This window comes from Streptomyces sp. NPDC002446 (assembly GCF_053595675.1).
Map to the genome: position 1 here is coordinate 24,302 of NZ_JBSFYC010000051.1, position 23,455 is coordinate 47,756.

Sequence of the window (23,455 nt, forward strand, 5' to 3'; positions counted from 1 at the left end):
GACGTTGGCCCTCCGCGAAATTTCGTGCAGGTTACAGGATGGCCCCCTTCTCGAAAAGCGAAAGGAGGCTTCCAACATGCGGACACCGCGGCGCGGTGATCAAAGGACGCGGACGGAATCGAGGCCGTCCCACAGGGCGGCGTTCGGCGAGCGACATTGCCCGCGACGCCAGGGCCTTATGCCCGGCCGTCAACAAACCGAAACCGCTGGGTAACAGAGTAATTATGCTGTCACCCGTATGACACATCACCGACGCCTCAGCCTACGACGGTTCCGAACACCGATCCCAGGATGTACGTCACACCCGCGGCCGCGCCACCGAGGGCGAGTTGCCGCAGCCCGCTGAACCACCACGAACGCGCCGTCACACGCGCCACGACAGCACCGCAGGCAAAGAGCCCCACCAGCGCCAGCAGCACCGCGGGCCAGATGGCGGAAGCCCCCAACAGGTAAGGAAGGACAGGCAGAAGCGCGCCCAGCGCAAACGATCCAAAGGACGAAACGGCGGCGACGGCGGGCGACGGAAGGTCGGACGGGTCGATGCCCAACTCCTCGCGGGCGTGGATCTCCAGGGCCTGCTCGGGGTCCCGGGAGAGCTGTTCGGCGACCTGGCGGGCGAGTGCCGGCTCGACGCCGCGCGACGCGTAGAGGGCCGCCAGCTCCGCCTGCTCGTCCTTCGGGTGCCTGCGCAGCTCGGCCCGCTCGACATCCAGCTCGGCCTGCACCAGCTCGCGCTGCGAGGCGACCGAGGTGTACTCCCCGGCGGCCATGGAGAAGGCACCGGCGGCCAGGCCGGCGAGGCCGGTGATGACGATCGTCTGCTGGGACAGCGCGCCGCCGGCGACACCCGTCATCAGGGCGAGGTTCGAGACCAGACCGTCCATCGCGCCGAAGACGGCGGGGCGCAGCCAGCCGCCGTTCACATCGCGGTGGGTGTGGTTGTCGCGGTGGGCGGCGTGCGTCGGCGCCGCGGCGTCCATGATCTCCATGACGGACATATCGGGACCTACTCCCTTCAGCGAGGTGTGGGCCGATGGCGGCACTTCCCCCTCCAACACCTCGAAGCTATGCGCGAATTACCCTCCTCCGCTAGCAAGGAAGGCCGAACTTACCGCGCTGACCTGCGGGTTTTCCGCGACGTCGGTGCTGAGATCCCGATCACAGACGGTGCGGGGGCACGCCCGCACCGCCGTCCGGAGGCGACTGCGGGGCCTCACCGGGGAGTCGACCGGGTGACCCTGCCGCCCGGGGCAGGAGAGGCGGCCCGCCGCGTGGCACGGATACGGCGTGAACCAGCGCAGCGAGCGAACCACGGAAGGGCACCCCGCGCCGCCGGCGGCGGACGCCCCCGCCGCCGGCGGCCGCGTACCCGACCGGGCCCGCGGCGCGCTGCTCGGGCTGGCCGTCGGTGACGCGCTCGGCGCCCCCGCGGAGAACATGAAGCCCTCTCAGATCCGCCGCCGCTGGGGCCGGATCGAGGGGTACGTCGAGGACGACCCGGCCGGCACCGACGACACCGAGTACGCCATCTTCTCCGGGCTGCTGCTGGCGGCGCACGGCTCGGACCTGACCGTCGCCCATGTCGAGGCCGCCTGGCACCAGTGGATCGCCGACCGCGACGAGGGGCCGTTCCGCGGCGCCGGCTTCAGCGAACGCGGCACGCTGGAGAACCTGCGCCGCGGGCTGGCCGCGCCGATCTCGGCGCAGCACCGGCACGCCTGGAGCGACGGGCTGGCGATGCGCGCCGCGCCGTTCGGGGTGTTCGCCGCCGGCCGGCCCGCCGAGGCGGCCCGGCTGGTCGCCATCGACGGCACGGTCAGCCACGACGGCGAGGGGATCTACGGCGGCCGGGCGGTGGCCGCCGGGGTCGCGGCCGCCATGGTCGTCCCCCGCCAGGGCGCCGACTCGGTGGGCGCGGTGATCGCCGCCGCGCTCTCGGTCGTACCGGAGGACTCCTGGACCGCCCGCTCGCTGCGCCGCGCGGTGGGCGCGGCCCAGCGCTCCCGGCACGACCCGGGCATCACCCAGCTCGGGATCGAACGCGCGGTGCGCTCCGCCGTCGTGATCGGCGGCTACCCCTGGACGGATCTCGCGCCCGAGGCCGTCGGACTGGCCTTCGGCGCCTTCGCGGCGGCCCGCGGCGACTTCTCCGCCTCCGTGCTGACCGCGGTGAACATGGGCCGCGACGCCGACACCACGGCGGCGGTGGCCGGCGCGCTGGCCGGTGCGCTGTGCGGGGCCACGGCGATCCCCGAGGCCTGGGCCGGGGCGATCGGCCCGGCGCGCGGCAGCTGTCTGCCCTTGATGGCCGGCTACCACGTGCTGGACATCGCGGAGCTGCTGGCACCGGGCGGGGCGGGCCTCGGGGCCGTACCGGAGCCCGGGGCCGTACCGGAGCCCGGGGCGGGGGCCCCGGCCGGGGCGGGCGCCGTATGACCGGGGACACCGCCCGTGCCGCCGCGGCCGCCCCCGGTGACGCCGCCGGCGCCCGCAGCCGTATCGAGGGGCTGCTGCTGGGGCTGGCCGCGGGGGACGCCGCAGGATGGCCCGCGGCCCGGCACCGGGCGGCGCGGATGCCGGAGTGGACCCGGCGGCTGACCCGTGAGCTGGACACCTTCGCCGAGCAGAACGCCACCACCACGCTGCCCGTGCCGATCGCCCTCAACCAGCCGCCGGAGCCGCTGCGGCTCGGCCCCTCCGACGACGCCGAGTGGGCGGCCTTCACCGCCGAGTCGGTGCTCACCGCGGCCGGTGCGCTGCTGAGCGGCCTGGGCCGGGGCCGCCGCATGCGCGCGGCCCTGGACCTGGCCTGGAACGCGCTGGCCAACGAGGTCGCCGCGGCCGCCGACCGGGCGCCCGAGGTGGAGTCGGCCGTCCTGCCGCTGCGCGCCCGGATCTCCGTACGGGCCGGGCTCGGCAACCTCGCCGCCGGGCTGCGGCCGCCCGCCACCGGCCACGACAATCCGCACTTCTTCGACGACGCGGCGTGTGTCCGGGCCGCCGTACTGGCCGCGGTGCACCCCGGCCGGCCCGCCGCGGCGGCCGACCTGGCCGAGTACGACGCGCGCTACACCCAGGACGGCGACGGGGTGCACGGCGCCCGCGCGATGGCCGCCGCGGTCGCCGCCGCGCTCGGCGGGGCCCCGGCCGGCGGCTGTGTGGACGCGGCGCTCGGCCAGCTCCCCGACGGCACCGAGATCCGCCGCAACGCGCTGCACGCGGTCCGGCTCGTACACGCCTGCGCCCGGGACCGGCCCGGCCCCTCCGGCCGTCCGGGCGACGCGTTCGCGCTGGTGCCCGTGCTGGAGCACGAGATCGTCGACCACGTCTACAGCTACGGCATCGCCGCGGCCGAGACCGTCCCGGTCGCGCTGGCGCTCGTCCTGGCGACGGACGGGCGGGTCGCCGAGGCGGTACCGGCCGCCGCCTGCCTCTCCCGGGTCGCCGACTCCGCGCCCGCCCTGGCCGGCGCGCTGACCGGTGCGCTGGGCGGCGCCCCCGCCCTGCCGCGCACCTGGCGCGACGCCTGCCGGGTGCTGTCCGGCTGTGCGCTGCCGCGGCTGGCCGGCACGGACCTGGTCGAGCTGGCCGGGCGGCTCGCCGGCGCCGAACTGGCCGCCCCGCACCCCGCGCCCCGGGCCGCGTCCGGCTCCGGTTCGCCCGCCGCTTCGCCCCCAGCCGTCGTGGAGGCCGCCTTGGCCCCGCCCCTCTCCCCCACCGTGGAAGGACTCATCCGCACATGACGTACACCAGCGAGACGACACCGAGCGCGCCGGGCCTCCCCGACCCCCAGGTCACCCGGGTCCTGCCGGTCACACCCGGCGCACCGGTCGCCGCCGCCAAGGCGCCGTCCCTGGAGGACCGGGCGGCCGGCTGTCTGATCGGCGCCGCGGTCGGCGACGCGCTCGGCGGGGCGGTGGAGGGCCGGACGCCGGAGGAGATCGTCAAGCGGCACGGCGGCCCGGTCGAGGGCATCGTCGGCCCGTTCCACGACGACTGGCGCACCGCCCGCCCGATCGCCCCGTACCACAAGGGGAACGGGCATGTCACCGACGACACCCTGATGACCCATGCGCTGGTGCGGGTCTACGAGTCGGTGCGTGACCACCTCGACGCCTACGACATCGCCGACCACCTCGTTCCGGATCTGATCGGCACCCCGCGCTGGATCCCGGAGCTGGAGGCCGAGGCGCTGCCGCTGCAACGGATCTTCCTCGCCGAGAAGTGGATCGTGGCGCGGCTGCACTACGGGCACGCCGACCCCCGCGAGGCCGGCGTCGGAAACATCGTCAACTGCGGTGCGGCGATGTACATGGCGCCGGTCGGCGTCGTCAACGCCGGTAACCCGGACCGGGCCTACGCCGAGGCACTGGACGTCTCCGGTGCCCACCAGTCCTCCTACGGGCGGGAGGCGGCCGGGGTGTTCGCCGCGGCGGTGGCCGCCGCGTTCGCCCCCGAGGCGACCCCGTCCTCGGTCGTCGTCCAGGCGCTGCGGCTCGCGAAGGACGGCACCCGCGCCGCCATCGAAGCGGTCTGCGAGGCCGCGGCGCAGCTCTCCGACCCCGGGTCCGCGGCGGGGCGGCTGCGCGCGGCGGTCGCGCCCTTCGACACCGTCGGCCCGGACTACCGCAACCCCTCGCTCGGCGCCCGGCGCCCCTCCCGGCTGCACTCCGTCGAGGAACTCCCCATCGCCCTGGGCATGTTGCTGGTCGGCGGCGGCGACTTCCGGACCACCGTCCTGGGGTCGGTGAACTACGGGCGCGACTGCGACTCGATCGCCACGATGAGCGGCGCGCTGGCCGGCGCCCTGCGCGGCGCCTCGGCCGTACCCGCCGAGTGGGCCACGGAGGTCGCCCGTGCCAGCCGGCTGGACCTGCACGCGCCGGGGGCCGCGCTGGCCACCGTCGCCCGGGAGATCTTCACCCGCGACCGGGCCCGCGCCCGCACCCACGAGCAGGCCTTCACCGCGATCTCGGCGATCCCGGCGATGACGGCGGCGGGCGGGCGGTGACGACCACGGCGGTGGCCGCCGCCCGGCCGGCGCGCCCCGCACCCGGGGCGCCGCTGCGGGTGACCTGGGTGCAGCCCGAGGACCTGCTCGGACATGAGCTGCGGCAGGCGGCGCAGGACGGCCGGGACGCCGCCGCGATCGCCCACCGCTGGCGGGCGGCGGGCGGGGCACCGGCACCGGACCGGGCGGGCGCCTCCCCCGGCCCCGCGGACCCGTCCCTGCGCCGGCTGGCGGTGGCCCTGCTCGACGAACTCGCCGCGCTGCCCTGCCCGTCGGCGGCCGACGAACCCACGGACCTGACGGACATTCAGGCGGCGTGCGCACCGGGGCCGGCGGTCCGCGCCGAACCGGGCGGCACGGTGCCGGCCGCCCGGCTGGAGGCCGCCTGGCTCGGGCGGGCGGCCGGCTGTCTGCTCGGCAAGCCGGTGGAGAAGCTGCCGCTCGCCGGCATCCGCGCACTCGCCCGCGCGACCGGGAACTCGCCGCTGTCCTCGTACTTCAGCGGGACCGGCCTCGATCCCGCGCTGGCCGCGCGCCACCCCTGGAACCGCCGCAGCCGCGCCACCTCGCTCGCCGAGCACCTCGACGGGATGCCCGAGGACGACGACCTCAACTTCCCGCTGCTGGGCCTGCTGCTCCTCGAACGCCACGGCCACGGCTTCACCACCGGCGATGTCGCGCGGCTGTGGCTGGAGGAGCTGCCGGCCGGGCGGACGTTCACCGCCGAACGCGTCGCGTACCGCAACCTCCTGGACGGCATCGAGCCGCCGCAGACCGCCCGCCACCGCAACCCGTTCCGGGAGTGGATCGGCGCGCAGATCCGCGCGGACGTCTTCGGCTGGACGCACCCCGGCGATCCGGCGGCGGCCGCCGCCCAGGCCTGGCGGGACGCCACGCTCAGCCACACCGCGAACGGGGTGTACGGCGCGATGTTCACGGCCGGGGCGCTCGCCGCCGCGGCCGGCGGCAGCGCCGATGTGCACGAGGCGCTGCGGGCCGGGCTCGGCGTGGTCCCCGCCCGCTCCCGGCTCGCGCGGGCCGTCCGCTTCGGCATCGCGGCGGCGCGCGACGAGCCGACCGGTACCCCGGAGGGCTTCGCGGCCGTCGTCGACCGGCTGCACGCCGCGTACGGGCACCACCACTGGGTGCACGCGGTGCCGAACGCCGCTTTGCTGGCCGCCGCGCTCACCCATGCCGACGGCGCGTTCTCCGGCTCCATCTGCCGTGCGGTGTCCGGCGGCTGGGACACCGACTCCAACGGCGCGACGGCCGGTTCGCTGGCCGGGCTGCTCGCGGGGTCGCCCGCCGCGCTGCCCGAGCGCTGGACGGCGCCGCTGAAGAACCGGCTCGCCACCAGCGTCGGCGGGCTGGACGGCATCGGCTTCGACGTCCTCGCGGCACGCACCGCCGCGCTCGCCGTACCCACCCCCGACCGAACGGAGGCCCGCGCATCATGACCGACCCGTCCCTGTCCGGGATGTCCGAGCCCGCCGCCGGCGGACCCGCCGCGCCGCGATCCGGCCCCTCCCCCGGCCCGCTCGCGGGGCTGCGGGTGCTCGATCTGGCCACGCTGTTCGCCGGGCCGCTCGCCGCCACCCTGCTCGGGGACTTCGGCGCCGAGGTGATCAAGGTCGAGCACCCCCGGCGGCCCGATCCCGCGCGTGGCCACGGGCCCGCCAAGGACGGCATCGGGCTGTGGTGGAAGCTGCTCGGCCGCAACAAGAAGACCATCACGCTCGACCTCTCCCACCCGGGCGGCCGGCAGGTCCTGCTGCGGCTCGCCGCCGGCGCGGACGTCGTCGTCGAGAACTTCCGGCCGGGGACCCTGGAGAAGTGGGGCCTGGGCTGGGACGAGCTGTCCGCCGTCAACCCCCGGCTGGTGCTGGCCCGCATCACCGGCTTCGGGCAGTTCGGCCCGTACGCCCACCGCCCCGGCTTCGGCACCCTCGCCGAGGCCATGAGCGGATTCGCCGCGATCACCGGCGAGCCGGACGGCCCGCCGACGCTGCCGCCGTTCGGCCTCGCCGACGCGATCGCCGCGCTGACGGCGTCCTACGCCGTGCTGACCGCGCTGCGCGGACGGGATGCCACGGGCCGCGGCCAGGTCGTCGACCTGGCGCTGATCGAACCGATGCTGACCGTCCTCGGACCGCAGCCCCTCTGGTACGACCAGCTGGGCCACGTCCAGCCGCGGACCGGCAACCGCTCCGCCAATGCCGCGCCGCGCAACACCTACCGCACCGCGGACGGCTCGTGGGTGGCGGTCTCCGCCTCCGCCGAGTCCGTCGCCGAGCGGGTGATGCGGCTGGTCGGCCGGCCCGAGGTGATCGACGAGCCCTGGTTCGCCACCGGCGCGGGGCGCGCACGGCACGCCGACGAGCTCGATGCGGCGGTCGGCGGCTGGATCGCCCGGCACGACCGGGCCGAGGTCCTGGCCGCCTTCGAGAAGGCGGAGGCGGCCATCGCCCCCGTCAACGACATCCGCGATGTGCTGGCGGACCCGCAGTACCAGGCGCTGGGGTCGATCACCGAGGTCCCGGACGACGAGCTCGGCCCGCTGCGGATGCAGAACGTCCTCTTCCGGCTCTCCGAGACGCCGGGCGCCCTCCACTGGGCGGGCCGCCCGCACGGCGCCGACACCGACGAGGTGCTGGCCGCCCTCGGCTTGGACGAGGGCGAGATCGCCGGGCTGCGGGCGGCGGGCGCGCTGTGACGCCCGCCGCCCGCCCGCCCCGGGAAACCCCCGTCCCTACGCCGCTGACCTGGCTCTATGTGCCCGGCGACCGCCCCGCGGTGGTGGCCAAGGCGCTCGGCTGCGGGGCCGATGTGGTGGTGATCGACCTGGAGGACGCGGTCGCCCCGGACCGCAAGGAGTACGCGCTGCGCGCCACCGCCGAGCTGCTGAGCGACCCGGCCCCGGGCCCGGCCCCCGTCCACGTCCGGGTCAACGCGCTGGACGGCCCGCTCGCCGAGACCGAGATCCGCGCCCTCGCCGCGCTGCCGGGCCTGGCCGGGCTGCGGCTGCCCAAGGTGCAGGGCCCGGCCGATGTCCGCCGGGCGGCCGGCTGGGCGACGACGACCGCGGAGCCGGCCGCGGCGCCGGCCCTCGCCGGGCAGCCCGCCGGCAGGCGCACCGGCCGCACGGCGCGCCCGGCCCCGGCGTTCCGTACGGCCCCGCGGTGCGCCACCGCCACGCTCGCCCCGGCGGCCGCCCCCGCCACGGGCGCGCTGCCCGCCACCCCTGCGCTCTACGCCCTGCTCGAATCCGCGCTCGGCATCGAGCACGCCTTCGCCATCGCCACCGCGCACCCGGCACTGCGCGGGATCGCGGTCGGCGAGGCCGACCTCCGCGCCGAGCTGGGCGTACGGGACGACGCGGGGCTGGCCTGGCCGCGCAGCCGCACCGTGGTCGCGGCCCGCGCGGCCGGGCTGCCCCCGCCACCGCAGTCCGTCTACCCGGACGTGCGCGACCTGGACGGGCTGGCCCGGTCCAGCGCACAGGGCCGGGCGCTGGGCTTCCTGGGCCGGGCCGCGATCCACCCCCGCCAGCTCCCGGTCATCGAGGCGGCCCATCTGCCCTCCCTGGAGGAGGTCGAGGCGGCGGAGCGGATCGTACGGGCGGCCGCGGCACAGGGCGGGGCGCTGGCGCTGCCGGAGGGCGGGTTCGTGGACGCGGCGGTGGTCGCTGGGGCCCGGCGGGTGCTGTCGCTGGCCGCGCGGCGCGGCCGCTGAGGCGCCCGACGCGAACGAAGCGCCGGCCGGACTCGACACTGCGAGTCCGGCCGGCGCTCAGGGCGGTGGGTGACCGCCTCAGGACTTCTTGTTGCTGCCGCTCCCGGCTTCCTTGGCCGCCTCGGACCCGTCGGCGTCCTCGGCCGCCTCGGTTCCCCCGGCCTCGGAGTCCGCCTCCGGCGTGGCCTGCTTGCCCGGCTTCTCGACGGAGACCTTGCCGTCGCCGGCACCGTCGGCGCTGTCGCCGCTGCCGTCAGCGTCGGCGTCCGTGCCGCCCGCGGCGGCCTCGCGCTGCGCGCGCTCCTCCAGCGCCCCGGGCTCGACGATCTCCTCCCGGCCCGGTACCCGCTTCGCGGAGACCACGAAGTAGACGACGGCCAGCACGAAGACGATCAGCGCGGTCCAGACGTTCAGCCGCAGGCCCAGGATGTGGTGCGCCTCGTCGACCCGCATGTACTCGATCCAGGCGCGGCCCGCGCAGTAGGCGGCGACGTACAGCGCGAAGGCGCGTCCGTGGCCGAGCCGGAAGCGCTTGTCGGCCCAGATCACCAGCGCCGCGACGCCGATGCACCACAGGCACTCGTAGAGGAACGTCGGGTGGTAGGTGCCGCCGACGCGCCCGATGGCCGGGTCGGCGCTGATCTCCAGCGCCCAGGGGACGTCGGTCGCCTTGCCGTACAGCTCCTGGTTGAACCAGTTGCCCCAGCGGCCGATCGCCTGGCCGAGGGCCAGGCCGGGCGCCAGCGCGTCCGCGTAGGCCGGCAGCGGGATGCCGCGGCGGCGGCAGCCGATCCAGGCGCCCACCGCGCCGAGCGCGACCGCGCCCCAGATGCCGAGGCCGCCCTCCCACACCTTGAGGGCGTCGATCAGGTGGCCGTTCTCGCCGAAGTACGGCTCGGGCGTCGTGATGACGTGGTACAGGCGGCCGCCGACCAGTCCGAAGGGCACGGCCCACACGGCGATGTCCGCGACGGTCCCGGAGCGGCCGCCGCGCTGGATCCAGCGCTTGTTGCCGAGCCAGACGCCGACGAAGACGCCGATGATGATGCAGAACGCGTAGCCGCGCAGCGGGATCGGGCCGAGGTGTACGACGCCGACCGACGGGCTGGGGATGAATGCGATGTCCATGGCAGGGACGACGCTACCGCGCCGGGCGGGGTCGGCGGCAACCCGCCCGGCAACGGCTGCGTAACAGCGCCGCCGGCACACCATGACGCGGTGTGCCGGGACGGGCGCGCGGGCCCCGCCGGGCGGTGCCCGCTAGGACGCCGGTGCGGCGCCGGTCCCCGGCGAGGCGTGCGGGCCGGAGTGCTTGCCGGTGTGCGGACCGGTGTGCTTGCCCCGGTGCGAGTCGCCGGCACCGGTCTCCGCGCTCCTGCCCGGCGCGGCGCCCGTGCTCGCGCTCGCGGCCGGCGAGACGCTCTTCCCCGGCCGCTTGCCCTTGTTGGCGGCCAGCACCGTCTTCTTGAGGTCCGCGGGCGTGAAGTGGCCGCCCTTCGCCTTGGAGAGGTCCTCGCCGTTGAGCAGGACGGTCGGGGTGCCGCCGTACCCGGACGTGGCGAAGGCGTCGTTGGACTTGCGCACGAAGTCGTCGTACGTGCCGTCCTTGACGCACTTGGTGAAGGCGGGCGTCGTCAGGCCCTTGACCTTGCCGGCCAGCTTGAGGAGGTGCTGCTTGTCGCCGAACTTGTCCTGCTGCTCGGGCGGCTGGTGGGAGTAGAGCACGTCGTGGTACTCGCGGAACCGGCCGGCGTCCTGGGAGCACACGGCGGCGTTGGCGGCGTTCAGGGACCCCTTGCCGCCCATGTTGCCGTCGATGATCGTGGCGAGGTGGTACTCGGCCTTGAGGTGGCCGGAGTCCTGCAGCTCGTGGATCATCGGGCGGAAGCCGGTCTCGAACTGCTGGCAGGCGGGGCAGCGGAAGTCCTCCCACACCGTCAGGGTGGAGGGGGCGTCGGGCGCGCCGACGGGGATGGCGGGTTTGTCGCCTCCGGTGGCCTGCCGCGGCCGGGCCGTTTCGTTGTCGGCGCCGTTGTCGCCGGCGCCGGCCGAGGCGGCCCACACGGCGATGCCGCCGGCCATCGCCAGCGCCGACAGCACCGCCCCGGCCACGATCACATGGCGGCTGCGGCGGGCGCGCGCCCTCTCCTTGGCCCGCTGTGCCTGCAGCCGCTCGCGGGCGCCTCTCGTACCTTCATGGTTCTGGTGGCTCATGCCCCTGAACAACGAAGCGGAGGGGCGCCGTCGCACCCCTCCGCACCGATGTTCGCCCTATTGGGCGACAGCGCGCCGGGCGGCCGTGACGCCTGCCCGGCCGCCCGCCCGTCTAGGACCGGTTGCGTACGCCCTCGGCCAGCTCGCCCGCCAGGGCGCGGACCCCGGCGAGGCCCGCCGCCAGGTCGCCGTCCGCCGACAGCAGCCGCTTGACGAACGCCGAGCCGACGATCACGCCGTCGGCGAACTGCGCCACCTCGGCGGCCTGTTCGGGGTTGGAGACGCCGAGGCCGACGCAGACCGGCAGGTCGGTGGTGGCGCGGGTGCGGGCCACCAGCTCCTGGGCCTCGCGGCCGACGGACTCGCGGGTGCCGGTGACACCCATCAGCGAGGCGGCGTAGACGAAGCCGCTGCCCGCCGCGGTGATCTTGGCGAGCCGCTCGTCCCGGCTGCTGGGCGCGACCACGAAGACCGTGGCGAGTCCGTGCTGCTCGGCGGCCTTGCGCCACACCTCGGACTCCTCGACCGGGAGGTCCGGCAGGATGCAGCCGGCGCCGCCGGCCTCGGCCAGATCGGCGGCGAACCGCTCGACGCCGTAGCGGTCGACGGGGTTCCAGTACGTCATGCACAGCACCGGCGCGCCGGTGGCGGCATGCACCTCGCGGACCGTACGGATCACATCGACGATCTTCACGCCGCCGCGCAGCGCGATGTCGTCGGCGGTCTGGATGACCGGGCCGTCCAGGACCGGGTCGCTGTGCGGCAGGCCGACCTCGACGATGTCGCAGCCGCCGTCCAGCATCTCGGTCATCGCCCGTACGCCGTCGTCGACGGTCGGGAAGCCGGCCGGGAGGTAGCCGACGAGCGCGGCGCGGTTCTCGGTGCGGGCCTGCGCCAGCACCGAGTTCAGCAGTTCGATGTTGCCGGCCATCACTTCTCCCCCTGCTCTGCCGCGTTCGCGGTGTGCGCCGCGGACCCCTGGTCGTACAGCCCGAAGTAGCGGGCGGCGGTGTCCATGTCCTTGTCGCCGCGCCCGGAGAGATTGACCAGCAGCAGGCCCTCGGGGCCCAGTTCGCGGCCGACCTCCAGGGCGCCGGCCAGCGCGTGGGCGCTCTCGATCGCCGGGATGATGCCCTCGGTGCGCGACAGCAGCCGCAGCGCCTGCATGGCCGCGTCGTCGGTGACCGCGCGGTACTCGGCGCGTCCGGCGTCCTTGAGGTAGGCGTGCTCGGGGCCGATGCCCGGGTAGTCCAGGCCGGCCGAGATCGAGTACGGCTCGGTGATCTGGCCGTCCTCGTCCTGCAGGACGTAGCTGCGCGAGCCGTGCAGGATGCCGGGGGTGCCCTCGCTGAGGGTGGCGGCGTGCTCGCCGGTCTCCACGCCGTGGCCGCCCGGCTCGCAGCCGATCAGGCGGACGCCGGTGTCGGGCAGGAAGGCGTGGAAGAGGCCGATGGCGTTGGAGCCGCCGCCGACGCAGGCGAGGGCGGCGTCCGGCAGGCGGCCGGCGCGCTGCAGGATCTGGCGGCGGGCCTCGACACCGATGACCCGGTGGAAGTCGCGGACCATGGCCGGGAAGGGGTGCGGTCCGGCGACCGTGCCGAAGAGGTAGTGGGTGCGGTCGACGTTGGCGACCCAGTCGCGGAAGGCCTCGTTGATGGCGTCCTTGAGGGTGCGGCTGCCGGACTTCACCGCGATGACCTCGGCGCCGAGCATCCGCATCCGGGCGACGTTGAGGGCCTGGCGCTCGGTGTCGATCTCGCCCATGTAGATGGTGCAGTCGAGGCCGAAGAGGGCGCAGGCGGTGGCGGTGGCGACGCCGTGCTGGCCGGCGCCGGTCTCGGCGATGACCCGGGTCTTGCCCATCCGCTTGGTGAGCAGCGCCTGGCCCAGCACGTTGTTGATCTTGTGCGAGCCGGTGTGGTTGAGGTCCTCGCGCTTGAGGAACACCCGGGCCCCGCCGGCGTGTTCGGCGAACCGCGGCACCTCGGTGAGCGCGCTGGGGCGCCCGGTGTAGTTGACGAGCAGGTCGTCGAGTTCGCGGGCGAACGCGGGGTCGTTCTTGGCCTTGTCGTACTCGACGGCGACCTCGTCGACGGCGGCGACGAGGGCCTCCGGGATGAACTTGCCGCCGAACGCGCCGAAGTAGCCTTCGGCGCTGGGGACTCGGCCCTCGGGGTCGGGAAGGAAGAAATCGCTGGGCATGCGGATACCTCGCAGGGGCGTTGCGGCCCCGGGTTCAGGTGGGCGTCTGGTCTCGGGTACGCCGAGCACCGGTGGTGGCGCGGTCGCGATGCGTCCTGCGGCTCCGTCCTGGGCTGGTCGCGCCCACGCGGCGGAGCCGCATTTCGAAACGGTCCCGCGCCCCTACAGGGCGCTCAGCTAGCGCGACGCCATCGCATGCCGTTGATCTGTCCCGGCTCCGAGCCGATGTGGTACCTGACCCGGCGGCCGCGGACCCGGCGGGCCGGGGCCCGGCAGCCGCGGTGCCACGAGGGCAGGGCGATGGGGGACCCCCCGCTCGAGCGAAGCCGAGAGTGGGGGAACTTGGCCTCGGGGCGGCGGGCGGCGGTGGTCATGTCGGAGTGCTCCCGGGCCCTCAGGCCCGGCCGTGGCGGATCGCCGGGTGGGAGCCCGCGGCGACCAGGTCGGCGACCGCGGTCCTGGGGTCCTTGCCGGTGACCAGCGACTCGCCGACCAGCACCGCGTCCGCGCCGTCGTTGGCGTACGCGATCAGGTCGTGCGGCCCGCGGACCCCGGACTCGGCGATCTTGACGATGTGGTCGGGGATCTCGGGGGCGACCCGGGCGAAGTTGCCGCGGTCGACCTCCAAGGTCTTCAGGTTGCGTGCGTTGACGCCGATGATCCGCGCGCCCGCGTCGACGGCCCGCGCGACCTCCTCCTCGTCGTGCACCTCGACCAGCGGCGTCAGCCCGATCGACTCGGCCCGCTCGATCAGCGAGACCAGGGCCTCCTGCTCCAGGGCGGCGACGATCAGCAGGGCGAGGTCGGCGCCGTAGGCACGGGCCTCCCACAGCTGGTAGGCGGTGACGATGAAGTCCTTGCGCAGCACGGGGATCTCGACCCGGGCGCGGACCGCCTCCAGGTCGGCCAGCGAGCCGCCGAACCGGCGCTGCTCGGTGAGCACGGAGATGACCGCCGCGCCGCCCGCTTCGTAGTCGGCGGCCAGGCCGGCCGGGTCGGCGATCGCGGCGAGCGCGCCCTTGGAGGGGCTGGAGCGCTTCACCTCGCAGATCACCGTGACGCTCTCGCCCTTGAGTGCCGCGACACCGTCCATCGCGGGGCGCGCCTTCTGGGCCCGCTCCTTGAGCTCGTCGAGGGAGACGCGCGCCTGCCGCTCAGCGAGGTCGGCGCGGACCCCGTCGATGATCTCGTCGAGCACACTCACGCGAGCGGCCTCCTTCTTGAGCGGGGGCGGTGGACAACGGCCCGTGGGACGAGCCGTCCCACCCGGTTCTCTGATGGTATCCGCCATGGGATGCAGGTCCCGCATCCGGTTGACGGCGGTCCCACTACCTGGACGTTTCCGGGGCGTCCGGTCACGGCGCCAGACCGCTGCCGAAGGGCAGATTGCGCACCGCCGTGAAGGCCAGCAGCAGGGCGCAAAGGGCCCACCAGTGGACGGCGCGGGGGCGGGGGCCGGCCGTGGGACGGCCCCGCGCGGCGCGGCCGAGCCACAGCGCCCAGAAGACCGCGCAGGCGGCGCAGGCGGCCACCAGGAGCGCATTGGCGCCCAGGGCGGCGGCCAGGTCGCCGTGCGCGAGGTCGTGGGCGCTGCGCAGGCCGCCGCAGGCCGGGCAGTACACGCCGGTGAGGTGCAGCAGCGGGCAGACGGGGTAGTGGCCCGGCTCGTTCGGGTCGACGGCGCCGACGTACGCGAAGGCGGCGGCAGCGGCCGCGAGGGTGCCCAGGGGTGCCGCGAGACGGCGGGGCAGGCCGCCCGCGGGCCGGGCCTCGGGCGGCCGGGCACCGGGCCGGGACCGCGCCACGGGATCGCTCACGTGCCGAGTGTGCCGCCGGATGCACAAAGGCGCAGCTTCTCGGCCGCCGTACGGGGTGGCGTCCACGGGTGCGTACGGGCCGGGAAGCGGCGCCTTCGGGGTACTCCTGCCAGGCGGCTGGGAGCGGGGTCAGCCCTCCTGCGGCTGCGCCTGGACGGCCGGCTTCGCCGAGCGCTTGGGCTCCTGGCCCAGGCCGGCCGCGCGCATCAGGCCACCCACCACGGCACCGCCGCCGATCAGCACCATGCCGGCCCAGAAGCCCGGCACGTTGTTCAGCACGATGAAGGCTCCGGCGACACAGAAGCCGATGAACGAGATGATGACGCCGGTCCAGGCGGCGGGGGTGTGTCCGTGGCCACTGCTCGACATTGACTGCTCCTCGTAGCTCTCTCGCGCCGGGTCCGGGCGCGGTGATCCTCGTCGTCCATTGTCACCGATGCCGCGCGGGGCACCCTTACCGGGTGGGGTCCTCACCGCGGTCCAGGGACTTCCAGATCTCCTCCGGACGGTCCGGATCCACGGCGGGCGCGGCGCGCCGCGGACCGCGGGCGCCGCCGGGCGTGCGCTCGTAGCGGCCCGACATCGCAGGCCAGTGGCGGCCGTGGAGCAGCGCCAGCAGCCCGGCGGTCAGCAGCAGCAGACCGCCGGCCGCGGCCACCCACGGCCAGCCGGTGTGCGTGACGTGTTGCACATCGGCGCCGGTCAGACCGACCGCGGTGGCCGCCTTCTCGCGCAGCGCCGAGGTGTCGGCGCTGCCCAGCACCGCGGCGACGGCGATGCCGGCGCCGCTGAGCGCGAGCAGGGAGGCGACCGCGACCCGGCCGGCCCGGCGCACCGCGAAGACGGCGACCAGCGCGGCCAGGCCGACGACGGCCAGCGCTCCGGGCACGCCGGTCACCTCCGCGCCGGTGACGGTGCGCGGCAGCTCGCCCTGGGCCAGCACCGCGGAGCCCTCGGCCCAGGTACGGCCGGAGGCCAGCAGTGCCAGGCCCGCGCCGGCCGCGCCGGCCAGCAGCGCCAGGGCCAGGCTGCGCTTGGCGTTGCGGGGCGCGGCGGCCGGCGCCGGCGCGGTGGCGGGGGCTGCGTCTGCGGGGGTCTGGGGTGCGGCAGTCACGCGTACCACTATCGCGCACCGGCCGGCGGGGACCGGCGCGCGGGGGTGGCCCCGTGCGGGCGGCCGGCTAGGTGCCCAGGTGGTTGGCGGTGTGGACGGCGCGCAGCACCGCGGCGGCCTTGTTGCGGCACTCGGTGTCCTCGGCCGCCGGGTCGGAGTCGGCGACCACGCCCGCGCCCGCCTGGACGTAGGCGGTGCCGTCCCGCAGCAGCGCCGTACGGATCGCGATGGCGGTGTCGGAGTCCCCCGCGAAGTCGAGGTAGCCCACGGCGCCGCCGTACAGGCCGCGCCGGGCCGGCTCCAGCTCCTCGATGATCTGCATGGCGCGCGGCTTGGGGGCGCCGGAGAGGGTGCCGGCCGGGAAGCAGGCGGTCAGCACGTCGAAGGCGGTACGGCCCTCGGCCACCGTTCCGGTGACCGTGGAGACGATGTGCATCACATGGCTGTAGCGCTCGACGGACATGAAGTCGACGACCTCGACGCTGCCCGGCTCGCACACCCGGCCCAGGTCGTTGCGGCCCAGGTCGACCAGCATCAGATGCTCGGCGCGCTCCTTGGGGTCGGCCATCAGCTCGTCCGCCAGGGCCTGGTCCTCCTGGAGGGACGAGCCGCGCGGGCGGGTGCCGGCGATGGGGTGGACCATGGCCCGGCCGGCCTCGACCTTCACCAGCGCCTCGGGGCTGGAGCCGACCACGTCGAAGGCGCCGCCCTCCGGTCCGTCGCCGCCCGCGAAGCGGAAGAGGTACATGTACGGGCTGGGGTTGGTGGCCCGCAGCACGCGGTAGACGTCCAACGCGCTTGCCGTGCAAGGGGTTTCGAAGCGCTGGGAGGGCACGACCTGGAAGGCCTCGCCGGCCCGGATGCGCTCCTTGATGTCCTCGACGGCCGCCTGGTAGTCGGCGCCGCCCCACTCGACGGTGAACGGCGGGACCTGTGACGGCGGCAGGGCCGCGGCGCTCGCCGGCGCGGGCCGGGCGAGGTCGTCGGCCATGGTGTCCAGGCGGGCCACCGCGTCCGCGTAGGCCTCGTCGACGCCGGTGTCGAGGTCGTTGTGGTTGATCGCGTTGGCGATCAGCAGGACGGTGCCGCTCCAGTGGTCGAGGACGGCGAGGTCGGAGGTGAGCAGCATGCTCAGCTCGGGCAGGCGGAGGTCGTCGGCGGTGTGCTCGCCGATCTTCTCCAGGCGGCGCACGATGTCGTAGCCGAGGTAGCCGACCATCCCGCCGGTGAACGGCGGCAGCCCGGCGTCCTCGATGAGGTCGCGGGGGGTGTGCAGCGCCTCGATGGTGGCGCGCAGCGCGGCGAGCGGGTCGCCGCCGGTGGGTACGCCGACCGGCGGGGTGCCGAGCCAGTGGGCCTGCCCGTCGCGGGTGGTGAGGGTGGCGGCGCTGCGGACGCCGACGAAGGAGTAGCGCGACCACGTACGGCCGTTCTCGGCGGACTCCAGCAGGAAGGTCCCCGGGCGTTCGGCGGCGAGTTTGCGGTAGAGCCCGACCGGTGTGTCGCCGTCCGCGAGGAGGCGCCGGGTGACGGGGATGACCCGACGGTCCTTGGCGAGGGCGCGGAAGGTGTCGAGGTCCGGATTGGCGGTGCCGGTGGTTCCCGTGGTCATGGCAGCGGAGCCTACTGGTCCCGGTCGGCCTCGGTTGCCAGTACGTCCGCGTCGAAGCAGGTGCGCGCGCCGGTGTGGCAGGCGGCGCCGACCTGGTCGACCTTGACCAGGAGGGTGTCCGCGTCGCAGTCCAGTGCCACCGACTTCACGTACTGGACGTGACCGGAGGTGTCGCCCTTGACCCAGTACTCCTGGCGGCTGCGGCTCCAGTACGTGCAGCGGCCGGTGGTCAGGGTGCGGTGCAGCGCCTCGTCGTCCATCCACCCCATCATCAGCACCTCGCCGGTGTCGTACTGCTGGGCGATGGCGGGGACCAGGCCGTCGGCGCCGCGCTTGAGGCGGGCGGCGATGGCGGGGTCCAACAGGGAGTCGGCGGCGGTGGTGCGGCTGCTGGTCATGGGTCCATTGTGCCGTGCGGCATCCTGCAGACATGCCTGCTTCGCCGCCCGTGCCGCCACCGCCGCCGGACCCGCACCGTGCCGCGCGGGTGGCGGCGCTGGTGCTGGGTGCGGTGTTCCTGGCGGCGGTGGTGGTGGCGGTGGTGGTGTGGCGGGCCTAGGGCCGCGCCCTGGGAATACTCCCCGCGCCCGCCGCGTTGTGGCCCCGCAGGGGGCGCCTGCAACCCCTACGGGATGTGTTCGACCACCCCTGAGCCCGGCCCCGGGCTCACACGCCCAGCTTCGCCGCCATCAGCCGTGCGATCGCTTCCTTGTCCCCGTCCAGCTCCACCTCGGCCGCCTCCTGCCGGCCGAAGGCGAACATGGTCAGCTCGCCCGGCTCTCCGACGACGGTGACCACGGGGGTGCCGCGGTGCGCGACCGCGGTCCGGCCGTCGGGCCGTCGCAGGACGAGCCCCACCGGCGACTTGCGGCCGAGCACCCGGGCGGCCCGCTCGATCCTCGTCCACAGGGCGTCCGCGAAGACCGGGTCCAGCTCCCGCGGGCTCCAGTCCGGCTGCGCCCGCCGGACGTCCTCGGCGTGCACATAGAACTCCACCGTGTTGGACGCCTCGTCGATCTGCTTCAGCGCGAACGGCGACATCCGCGGCGGCCCGGTCCTGATCAGCTGGATCAGCTCCTCGTACGGCTTGGCGGCGAACTCCGCCTGCACCCGCTCCAGCCGGGCCGCCAGGGGCTTGACGAGGAGCCCGGCGGCCGCGTCGGCGCGGCGGTCGCGTACCACCACGTGCGCGGCCAGGTCCCGCGCGTTCCAGTTCTCACACAGGGTCGGCGCCTCGGGTCCCGCGCTCTCCAACAGGTCGGCGAGAAGGAGCCGTTCACGCTTCGCATGGGTCGACATGCGGCCAGCCTACGACCGGCCCGGACCACCCGCCACGGCGCCGCGCGCACCGGCGCGCTCAGGGTTTGTGCAGGTCCAGGTGTTCCCTCAGGATGCGCTCCAGTTCGCGGGCGGCGCGCGGCGGGGAGACGTCGCCGCGGTGGGCGACGGAGACGACGCGGTGCATACCGGGCGTCGCGAAGGGGGTGACGCGCAGGCCGGAGCGTTCGGCGACCATGCTGGGGACCACGGCGATGCCGAGCCCGGCCCGTACGAAGCCGAGGACCGCGTCCATCTCGCCGCCCTCGACGGTGAAGGTGGGCTCGAAGCCGGCCGCGCGGCACGCCGCGGTGGTGAACTCCCGCAGGTCGTAGCCGCGGCGGAACATGGCCAGCGGACGGCCGCGGAGGTCCTCGACGCGGATGCGGGTGCGGCGGCCGCCCGCCGGGGCGGGCCGGTCGGGGGCGGAGACCACGACGAGTTCCTCGCGCAGCAGGTCGGAGGTGGCCAGCGCGGGGGCCTGGCCCGGGAGCGGGGTGATGATCAGGGCCAGGTCCAGTTCGCCGTCGGCCAGCGCGCGGACGAGGTCCTGCGAGCCGTCCTCGGTGACGATCAGGTCGACGCCGGGGTAGGCGGCGTGGAAGGCGCTCAGGACGTCGGGCACGAGGCTGGCGCAGAGGCTGGGCGGGGCGCCCAGGCGGAGCCGGCCGCGGCGCAGCTGGGCGACCTCCTGGACCTCGCGGCGGGCGGTCTCGGTGTCGGCGAGGATCCGCCGGGCGAGCGGCAGCAGCGTCTCGCCGGCGTCGGTGAGGGTGATGTGGCCGCGGGCGCGGTGGAACAGCTCGGCACCCAACTCCCGTTCCAGGGCGCGGATCTGCTGGGAGAGGGAGGGCTGGGCGACGTGCTCGCGCTCGGCGGCGCGGGTGAAGTGGCGGGTGTCGGCCACCGCGGTGAAGTAGCGGAGCTGCTGCAACTGCATAAGGCGAATATAAAGCACCGATAGGCGCGGCCTATGGAGATGAGCCGGACCATGTCTTGGACTGATGGGCGGCGGGCTCCTTACCGTCGGGACCCATGGCACTGGACACACGGACGGAACGACGGCCGTCCATGACCCACACGCTCTGGGACTCGTCCGTCGGCAAGAAGACGGTGATGGCCGTGAGCGGCCTGGTCATGCTGCTCTACCTGGTCGTCCATATGCTCGGCAATCTGAAGATCTTCTTCGGGAAGGACGAGTTCAACCACTACGCGCACTGGCTGCGCGTGGTCGGTGAGCCCTTCATGCACTACGAGTGGACGCTGTGGCTCGTCCGTGTGGTCCTGGTGGTCGCCGTCGTGGCGCATGCCGTGTCCGCGTACCAGCTCAGCCGCCGCGGCATCAAGGCCCGCCCGAGCAGCTATGCGCACAAGAAGGCGCGCACCAGCTACGCGACCCGCACCATGCGCTGGGGCGGCGTCATCCTCGGTCTGTTCATCGTCTGGCATCTGCTCGACCTGACGACGCTGACCGTCAACCCGCACGGGGTGCACGGCGAGGCGTACCAGAACGTGGTCGCGACCTTCCGGACCTGGTACGGCAACGTCATCTACATCGCCGCCATGGTCGCCCTCGGGTTCCACGTCCGGCACGGCTTCTGGAGCGCCGCCCAGACCCTCGGCGCCGGCAGCGCCGCGCGCGAGCGCGCCCTGAAGCTCCTCGCCAACGGCCTGGCCCTGGTGCTGACCGTGGGCTTCGTCTCCGTACCCGTCGCCGTCATGACCGAAGTGGTGAGCTGACCTGTGACTTCCTACGCGGATTACGCGACCGGTGAGCCGGTCGCCGACACCAAGGCGCCGTCGGGGCCGGTGCGCGAGCGCTGGGACACCCGCCGCTTCCAGGCCAAGCTGGTCAACCCCGCCAACCGGCGCAAGCACACGGTCATCGTCGTCGGCACCGGTCTCGCCGGCGGCTCGGCGGGCGCCACGCTCGCCGAGCAGGGCTACCACGTCGTGCAGTTCTGCTACCAGGACTCGCCGCGCCGGGCCCACTCGATCGCCGCGCAGGGCGGCATCAACGCGGCGAAGAACTACCGCAACGACGGCGACTCGGTGCACCGGCTCTTCTACGACACCGTCAAGGGCGGCGACTTCCGGGCGCGGGAGTCGAACGTGCACCGGCTCGCGCAGATATCCGTCGAGATCATCGACCAGTGCGTGGCCCAGGGCGTGCCGTTCGCCCGTGAGTACGGCGGTCTGCTCGACACCCGCTCCTTCGGCGGGGTGCAGGTCTCCCGGACGTTCTACGCCCGCGGCCAGACGGGGCAGCAGCTGCTCCTCGGCGCCTACCAGGCGCTCAGCCGCCAGGTCGCGGCCGGCAACGTCGAGATGCACCCCCGTACCGAGATGCTCGACCTCGTCGTCGTCGACGGGAAGGCGCGCGGCATCGTCGCCCGTGACCTGATCACCGGGAAGATCGACACCTACTTCGCGGACGCCGTCGTCCTCGCCTCCGGCGGCTACGGCAACGTCTTCTACCTGTCGACGAACGCCATGAACTCCAACGCCACCGCCGTGTGGCGGGCGCACCGGCGCGGCGCCTACTTCGCCAACCCGTGCTTCACCCAGATCCACCCCACCTGCATCCCGCGCACCGGCGACCACCAGTCGAAGCTGACGCTGATGAGCGAGTCGCTGCGCAACGACGGCCGGATCTGGGTGCCGAAGGCGAAGGGCGACACCCGCCCGGCGCACGAGATCCCCGAGGACGAGCGCGACTACTACCTGGAGCGGATCTACCCGTCCTTCGGCAACCTGGTCCCCCGCGACATCGCCTCGCGCGCCGCGAAGAACGTGTGCGACGAGGGGCGGGGCGTCGGGCCCGGCGGCCAGGGCGTCTACCTCGACTTCGCCGACGCCATCGAGCGGATGGGCCGGAAGGCCGTCGAAGCCAAGTACGGCAACCTCTTCGACATGTACCAGCGGATCACCGACGAGGATCCGTACCGGGTGCCGATGCGGATCTACCCCGCCGTGCACTACACGATGGGCGGGCTGTGGGTCGACTACGACCTGCAGACCACCGTCCCCGGCCTGTTCGCGATCGGCGAGGCCAACTTCTCCGACCACGGCGCCAACCGGCTCGGCGCCTCCGCACTCATGCAGGGCCTCGCCGACGGCTACTTCGTCCTGCCGTCGACGATCAACGACTACCTGGCGCGCAACCCGCACCACGACGAGGTGAGCGCCGCGCACCCGGCCGTCACGGCGGCCGTGCGCGAGACCGAGGAGCGGATCGCCGGGCTCCTCGCCGTCGACGGCGACCGCACCCCGGACTCCTTCCACCGCGAGATCGGTGAACTCATGTGGGAGTTCTGCGGCATGGCGCGCACCGACGAGGGGCTGCGCAAGGCCCTCGACCGCATCCCGCAGATCCGCGAGGAGTTCTGGCGCCGCATCAAGGTGCCGGGCACCGGCGAGGAGTTCAACCAGTCCCTGGAGAAGGCCAACCGCATCGTCGACTACCTGGAGCTCGCCGAGCTGATGTGCCTCGACGCGCTGCACCGGGCGGAGTCCTGCGGCGGCCACTTCCGCGAGGAGTCCCAGACCCCGGACGGCGAGGCGGCCCGCCGGGACGAGGCGTTCTCCTACGCCGCCGCCTGGGAGTTCACCGGCACCGGCGAGGCTCCCACCCTCCACAAGGAAGACCTGGTCTTCGAGTACGTCCACCCCACCCAGCGGAGCTACGCATGAGGCTCACCCTGCGCGTCTGGCGGCAGAAGAACGCCGACGCCCCCGGCGCCATGTCCACGTACGAGGTGGCGGGCATCTCGCGGGACATGTCGTTCCTGGAGATGCTCGACACCCTCAACGAGGAGCTGATCCTCAACGGCGAGGACCCGGTCGCCTTCGACCACGACTGCCGCGAGGGCATCTGCGGCGCCTGCTCGCTGGTCATCAACGGCGATGCGCACGGCCCGGAGCGCACCACGACCTGCCAGCTGCACATGCGGGCCTTCGACGACGGCGACACCATCGACATCGAGCCGTGGCGCGCCGCGGCCTTCCCGGTCGTCAAGGACCTGGTCGTGGACCGGACGGCGTTCGACCGGATCATCCAGGCCGGCGGTTACATCACCGCGCCGACCGGCGCCGCCCCCGAGGCCCATGCCACGCCGGTGCCCAAGCCGGACGCCGACTTCGCCTTCGAGCACGCCGAGTGCATCGGCTGCGGCGCCTGCGTGGCCGCCTGCCCGAACGGTGCGGCGATGCTGTTCACCTCGGCGAAGGTCAACCACCTCAATGTGCTGCCGCAGGGCGCGCCGGAGCGGGAGAGCCGGGTGCTGGACATGGTGGCGCAGATGGACGAGGAGGGCTTCGGCGGCTGCACCCTCGCCGGCGAGTGCGCCACCGCCTGCCCCAAGGGCATCCCGCTGTTCAGCATCACGAAGATGAACCGCGAGTTCCTGCGGGCGGCGCGCAAGGGGCGGTGAGCG

At 74.4% G+C, this 23,455-nt stretch carries 24 protein-coding genes; 10 read left to right on the forward strand and 14 right to left on the reverse strand.

All coding sequences use genetic code 11. The features are described from left to right. Positions 1 to 257: 257 nt before the first annotated feature. Entirely contained in the window at positions 258 to 989 is a 732-nt protein-coding gene (locus ACWD6P_RS25510; protein ID WP_451446526.1) for a VIT1/CCC1 transporter family protein, read from the reverse strand. Positions 990 to 1,287: 298 nt separating this feature from the next. Here ACWD6P_RS25510 and ACWD6P_RS25515 point away from each other — a divergent pair, with 298 nt between their 5' ends. The 6 genes from ACWD6P_RS25515 to ACWD6P_RS25540 are packed head-to-tail and all read left to right on the forward strand — an operon-like array spanning position 1,288 to position 8,743. Next, complete coding sequence (locus ACWD6P_RS25515; RefSeq protein ID WP_451446495.1) at positions 1,288 to 2,436, forward strand: ADP-ribosylglycohydrolase family protein; 1,149 nt, start codon at positions 1,288 to 1,290, stop codon at positions 2,434 to 2,436. Then, positions 2,433 to 3,743, forward strand: coding sequence for an ADP-ribosylglycohydrolase family protein (locus ACWD6P_RS25520; RefSeq protein ID WP_451446496.1), 1,311 nt, complete (start codon positions 2,433 to 2,435; stop codon positions 3,741 to 3,743). The genes ACWD6P_RS25515 and ACWD6P_RS25520 overlap by 4 nt, the downstream gene beginning before the upstream one ends. Next, positions 3,740 to 5,011: an ADP-ribosylglycohydrolase family protein gene (locus ACWD6P_RS25525; RefSeq protein WP_451446497.1), complete on the forward strand. Its 1,272-nt coding sequence runs from the start codon at positions 3,740 to 3,742 to the stop codon at positions 5,009 to 5,011. The genes ACWD6P_RS25520 and ACWD6P_RS25525 overlap by 4 nt, the downstream gene beginning before the upstream one ends. Continuing rightward, a complete protein-coding gene (locus ACWD6P_RS25530) occupies positions 5,008 to 6,468 on the forward strand; it encodes an ADP-ribosylglycohydrolase family protein (protein WP_451446498.1) in 1,461 nt (486 codons plus the stop codon). The genes ACWD6P_RS25525 and ACWD6P_RS25530 overlap by 4 nt, the downstream gene beginning before the upstream one ends. Then, entirely contained in the window at positions 6,465 to 7,724 is a 1,260-nt protein-coding gene (locus tag ACWD6P_RS25535) for a CaiB/BaiF CoA transferase family protein (protein WP_451446499.1), read from the forward strand. The genes ACWD6P_RS25530 and ACWD6P_RS25535 overlap by 4 nt, the downstream gene beginning before the upstream one ends. Further along, positions 7,721 to 8,743 carry an HpcH/HpaI aldolase/citrate lyase family protein gene (locus ACWD6P_RS25540; protein WP_451446500.1) on the forward strand — a complete coding sequence of 341 codons (1,023 nt, stop codon included), beginning with the start codon at positions 7,721 to 7,723 and terminating at the stop codon, positions 8,741 to 8,743. Before ACWD6P_RS25535 ends, ACWD6P_RS25540 begins: the two co-directional genes overlap by 4 nt. Before the next feature lie 78 nt (positions 8,744 to 8,821). Here ACWD6P_RS25540 and lgt read toward each other — a convergent pair whose 3' ends face one another. The 11 genes from lgt to hisI form a co-directional block, all read right to left on the reverse strand. Then, positions 8,822 to 9,871, reverse strand: a complete 1,050-nt coding sequence (gene lgt / locus ACWD6P_RS25545; protein WP_451446501.1) for a prolipoprotein diacylglyceryl transferase — start codon at positions 9,869 to 9,871, stop codon at positions 8,822 to 8,824. A 132-nt stretch (positions 9,872 to 10,003) separates the two neighbouring features. Further along, positions 10,004 to 10,957, reverse strand: coding sequence for a DsbA family protein (locus tag ACWD6P_RS25550; protein WP_451446502.1), 954 nt, complete (start codon positions 10,955 to 10,957; stop codon positions 10,004 to 10,006). A gap of 112 nt (positions 10,958 to 11,069) precedes the next feature. After that, a complete protein-coding gene (gene trpA, locus ACWD6P_RS25555) occupies positions 11,070 to 11,888 on the reverse strand; it encodes a tryptophan synthase subunit alpha (RefSeq protein ID WP_451446503.1) in 819 nt (272 codons plus the stop codon). Further along, the gene (gene trpB / locus ACWD6P_RS25560; protein WP_451446504.1) at positions 11,888 to 13,159 is read right to left on the reverse strand and encodes a tryptophan synthase subunit beta; all 1,272 of its coding nucleotides are present in this window, start codon (positions 13,157 to 13,159) and stop codon (positions 11,888 to 11,890) included. The genes trpA and trpB overlap by 1 nt, the downstream gene beginning before the upstream one ends. A 173-nt stretch (positions 13,160 to 13,332) precedes the next feature. Further along, positions 13,333 to 13,533 carry a tryptophan biosynthesis modulator TrpM gene (trpM, locus tag ACWD6P_RS25565; RefSeq protein WP_451446505.1) on the reverse strand — a complete coding sequence of 67 codons (201 nt, stop codon included), beginning with the start codon at positions 13,531 to 13,533 and terminating at the stop codon, positions 13,333 to 13,335. A gap of 20 nt (positions 13,534 to 13,553) precedes the next feature. Next, positions 13,554 to 14,363 (reverse strand): indole-3-glycerol phosphate synthase TrpC, encoded by an 810-nt coding sequence (trpC, locus tag ACWD6P_RS25570; RefSeq protein WP_451446506.1) that lies wholly within the window; start codon positions 14,361 to 14,363, stop codon positions 13,554 to 13,556. A gap of 151 nt (positions 14,364 to 14,514) precedes the next feature. Next, on the reverse strand, positions 14,515 to 14,976 hold the full coding sequence (locus ACWD6P_RS25575) for a DUF2752 domain-containing protein (RefSeq protein ID WP_451446507.1): 462 nt from the start codon (positions 14,974 to 14,976) through the stop codon (positions 14,515 to 14,517). Between the two features lie 129 nt (positions 14,977 to 15,105). After that, positions 15,106 to 15,345, reverse strand: a complete 240-nt coding sequence (locus ACWD6P_RS25580; RefSeq protein WP_451446508.1) for an HGxxPAAW family protein — start codon at positions 15,343 to 15,345, stop codon at positions 15,106 to 15,108. Positions 15,346 to 15,430: 85 nt separating this feature from the next. Beyond that, on the reverse strand, positions 15,431 to 16,090 hold the full coding sequence (locus ACWD6P_RS25585) for a TIGR02234 family membrane protein (RefSeq protein WP_451446509.1): 660 nt from the start codon (positions 16,088 to 16,090) through the stop codon (positions 15,431 to 15,433). A gap of 67 nt (positions 16,091 to 16,157) precedes the next feature. Beyond that, on the reverse strand, positions 16,158 to 17,702 hold the full coding sequence (locus ACWD6P_RS25590; protein ID WP_451446510.1) for an anthranilate synthase component I: 1,545 nt from the start codon (positions 17,700 to 17,702) through the stop codon (positions 16,158 to 16,160). Between the two features lie 11 nt (positions 17,703 to 17,713). Next, positions 17,714 to 18,100: a phosphoribosyl-AMP cyclohydrolase gene (gene hisI / locus ACWD6P_RS25595; RefSeq protein ID WP_451446511.1), complete on the reverse strand. Its 387-nt coding sequence runs from the start codon at positions 18,098 to 18,100 to the stop codon at positions 17,714 to 17,716. A gap of 32 nt (positions 18,101 to 18,132) precedes the next feature. Between hisI and ACWD6P_RS25600 the strand changes: the two genes are divergently transcribed. Further along, positions 18,133 to 18,261 carry a hypothetical protein gene (locus ACWD6P_RS25600; protein WP_451446512.1) on the forward strand — a complete coding sequence of 43 codons (129 nt, stop codon included), beginning with the start codon at positions 18,133 to 18,135 and terminating at the stop codon, positions 18,259 to 18,261. 107 nt (positions 18,262 to 18,368) lie between these two features. On the opposite strand, the gene ACWD6P_RS25605 is transcribed toward ACWD6P_RS25600, so the two are convergent. Then, positions 18,369 to 19,001 (reverse strand): TIGR03085 family metal-binding protein, encoded by a 633-nt coding sequence (locus tag ACWD6P_RS25605; protein ID WP_451446513.1) that lies wholly within the window; start codon positions 18,999 to 19,001, stop codon positions 18,369 to 18,371. Between the two features lie 58 nt (positions 19,002 to 19,059). After that, positions 19,060 to 19,959, reverse strand: a complete 900-nt coding sequence (locus ACWD6P_RS25610) for a LysR family transcriptional regulator (RefSeq protein ID WP_451446514.1) — start codon at positions 19,957 to 19,959, stop codon at positions 19,060 to 19,062. 131 nt (positions 19,960 to 20,090) lie between these two features. On the opposite strand from ACWD6P_RS25610, the gene ACWD6P_RS25615 reads away from it, so the two are divergent. From ACWD6P_RS25615 to ACWD6P_RS25625, 3 genes are read left to right on the forward strand one after another with little or no spacing between them, the layout of a single operon-like run. Continuing rightward, a complete protein-coding gene (locus tag ACWD6P_RS25615; RefSeq protein WP_451446527.1) occupies positions 20,091 to 20,759 on the forward strand; it encodes a succinate dehydrogenase in 669 nt (222 codons plus the stop codon). 3 nt (positions 20,760 to 20,762) lie between these two features. Continuing rightward, the gene (locus tag ACWD6P_RS25620; protein ID WP_451446515.1) at positions 20,763 to 22,712 is read left to right on the forward strand and encodes a fumarate reductase/succinate dehydrogenase flavoprotein subunit; all 1,950 of its coding nucleotides are present in this window, start codon (positions 20,763 to 20,765) and stop codon (positions 22,710 to 22,712) included. After that, entirely contained in the window at positions 22,709 to 23,452 is a 744-nt protein-coding gene (locus tag ACWD6P_RS25625; protein ID WP_451446516.1) for a succinate dehydrogenase/fumarate reductase iron-sulfur subunit, read from the forward strand. The genes ACWD6P_RS25620 and ACWD6P_RS25625 overlap by 4 nt, the downstream gene beginning before the upstream one ends. Positions 23,453 to 23,455 lie beyond the last annotated feature (3 nt).

Coding starts and splice junctions, on each gene's coding strand:
- ACWD6P_RS25510 (WP_451446526.1), bottom strand. CDS start 989: ATGGAGATCATGGACGCCGCGGCGCCGACGCACGCCGCCCACCGCGAC.
- ACWD6P_RS25520 (WP_451446496.1), top strand. CDS start 2,433: ATGACCGGGGACACCGCCCGTGCCGCCGCGGCCGCCCCCGGTGACGCC.
- ACWD6P_RS25525 (WP_451446497.1), top strand. CDS start 3,740: ATGACGTACACCAGCGAGACGACACCGAGCGCGCCGGGCCTCCCCGAC.
- ACWD6P_RS25535 (WP_451446499.1), top strand. CDS start 6,465: ATGACCGACCCGTCCCTGTCCGGGATGTCCGAGCCCGCCGCCGGCGGA.
- lgt (WP_451446501.1), bottom strand. CDS start 9,871: ATGGACATCGCATTCATCCCCAGCCCGTCGGTCGGCGTCGTACACCTC.
- ACWD6P_RS25550 (WP_451446502.1), bottom strand. CDS start 10,957: ATGAGCCACCAGAACCATGAAGGTACGAGAGGCGCCCGCGAGCGGCTG.
- trpA (WP_451446503.1), bottom strand. CDS start 11,888: ATGGCCGGCAACATCGAACTGCTGAACTCGGTGCTGGCGCAGGCCCGC.
- trpB (WP_451446504.1), bottom strand. CDS start 13,159: ATGCCCAGCGATTTCTTCCTTCCCGACCCCGAGGGCCGAGTCCCCAGC.
- trpM (WP_451446505.1), bottom strand. CDS start 13,533: ATGACCACCGCCGCCCGCCGCCCCGAGGCCAAGTTCCCCCACTCTCGG.
- ACWD6P_RS25580 (WP_451446508.1), bottom strand. CDS start 15,345: ATGTCGAGCAGTGGCCACGGACACACCCCCGCCGCCTGGACCGGCGTC.
- ACWD6P_RS25590 (WP_451446510.1), bottom strand. CDS start 17,702: ATGACCACGGGAACCACCGGCACCGCCAATCCGGACCTCGACACCTTC.
- hisI (WP_451446511.1), bottom strand. CDS start 18,100: ATGACCAGCAGCCGCACCACCGCCGCCGACTCCCTGTTGGACCCCGCC.
- ACWD6P_RS25600 (WP_451446512.1), top strand. CDS start 18,133: ATGCCTGCTTCGCCGCCCGTGCCGCCACCGCCGCCGGACCCGCACCGT.
- ACWD6P_RS25605 (WP_451446513.1), bottom strand. CDS start 19,001: ATGTCGACCCATGCGAAGCGTGAACGGCTCCTTCTCGCCGACCTGTTG.
- ACWD6P_RS25610 (WP_451446514.1), bottom strand. CDS start 19,959: ATGCAGTTGCAGCAGCTCCGCTACTTCACCGCGGTGGCCGACACCCGC.
- ACWD6P_RS25615 (WP_451446527.1), top strand. CDS start 20,091: ATGACCCACACGCTCTGGGACTCGTCCGTCGGCAAGAAGACGGTGATG.
- ACWD6P_RS25625 (WP_451446516.1), top strand. CDS start 22,709: ATGAGGCTCACCCTGCGCGTCTGGCGGCAGAAGAACGCCGACGCCCCC.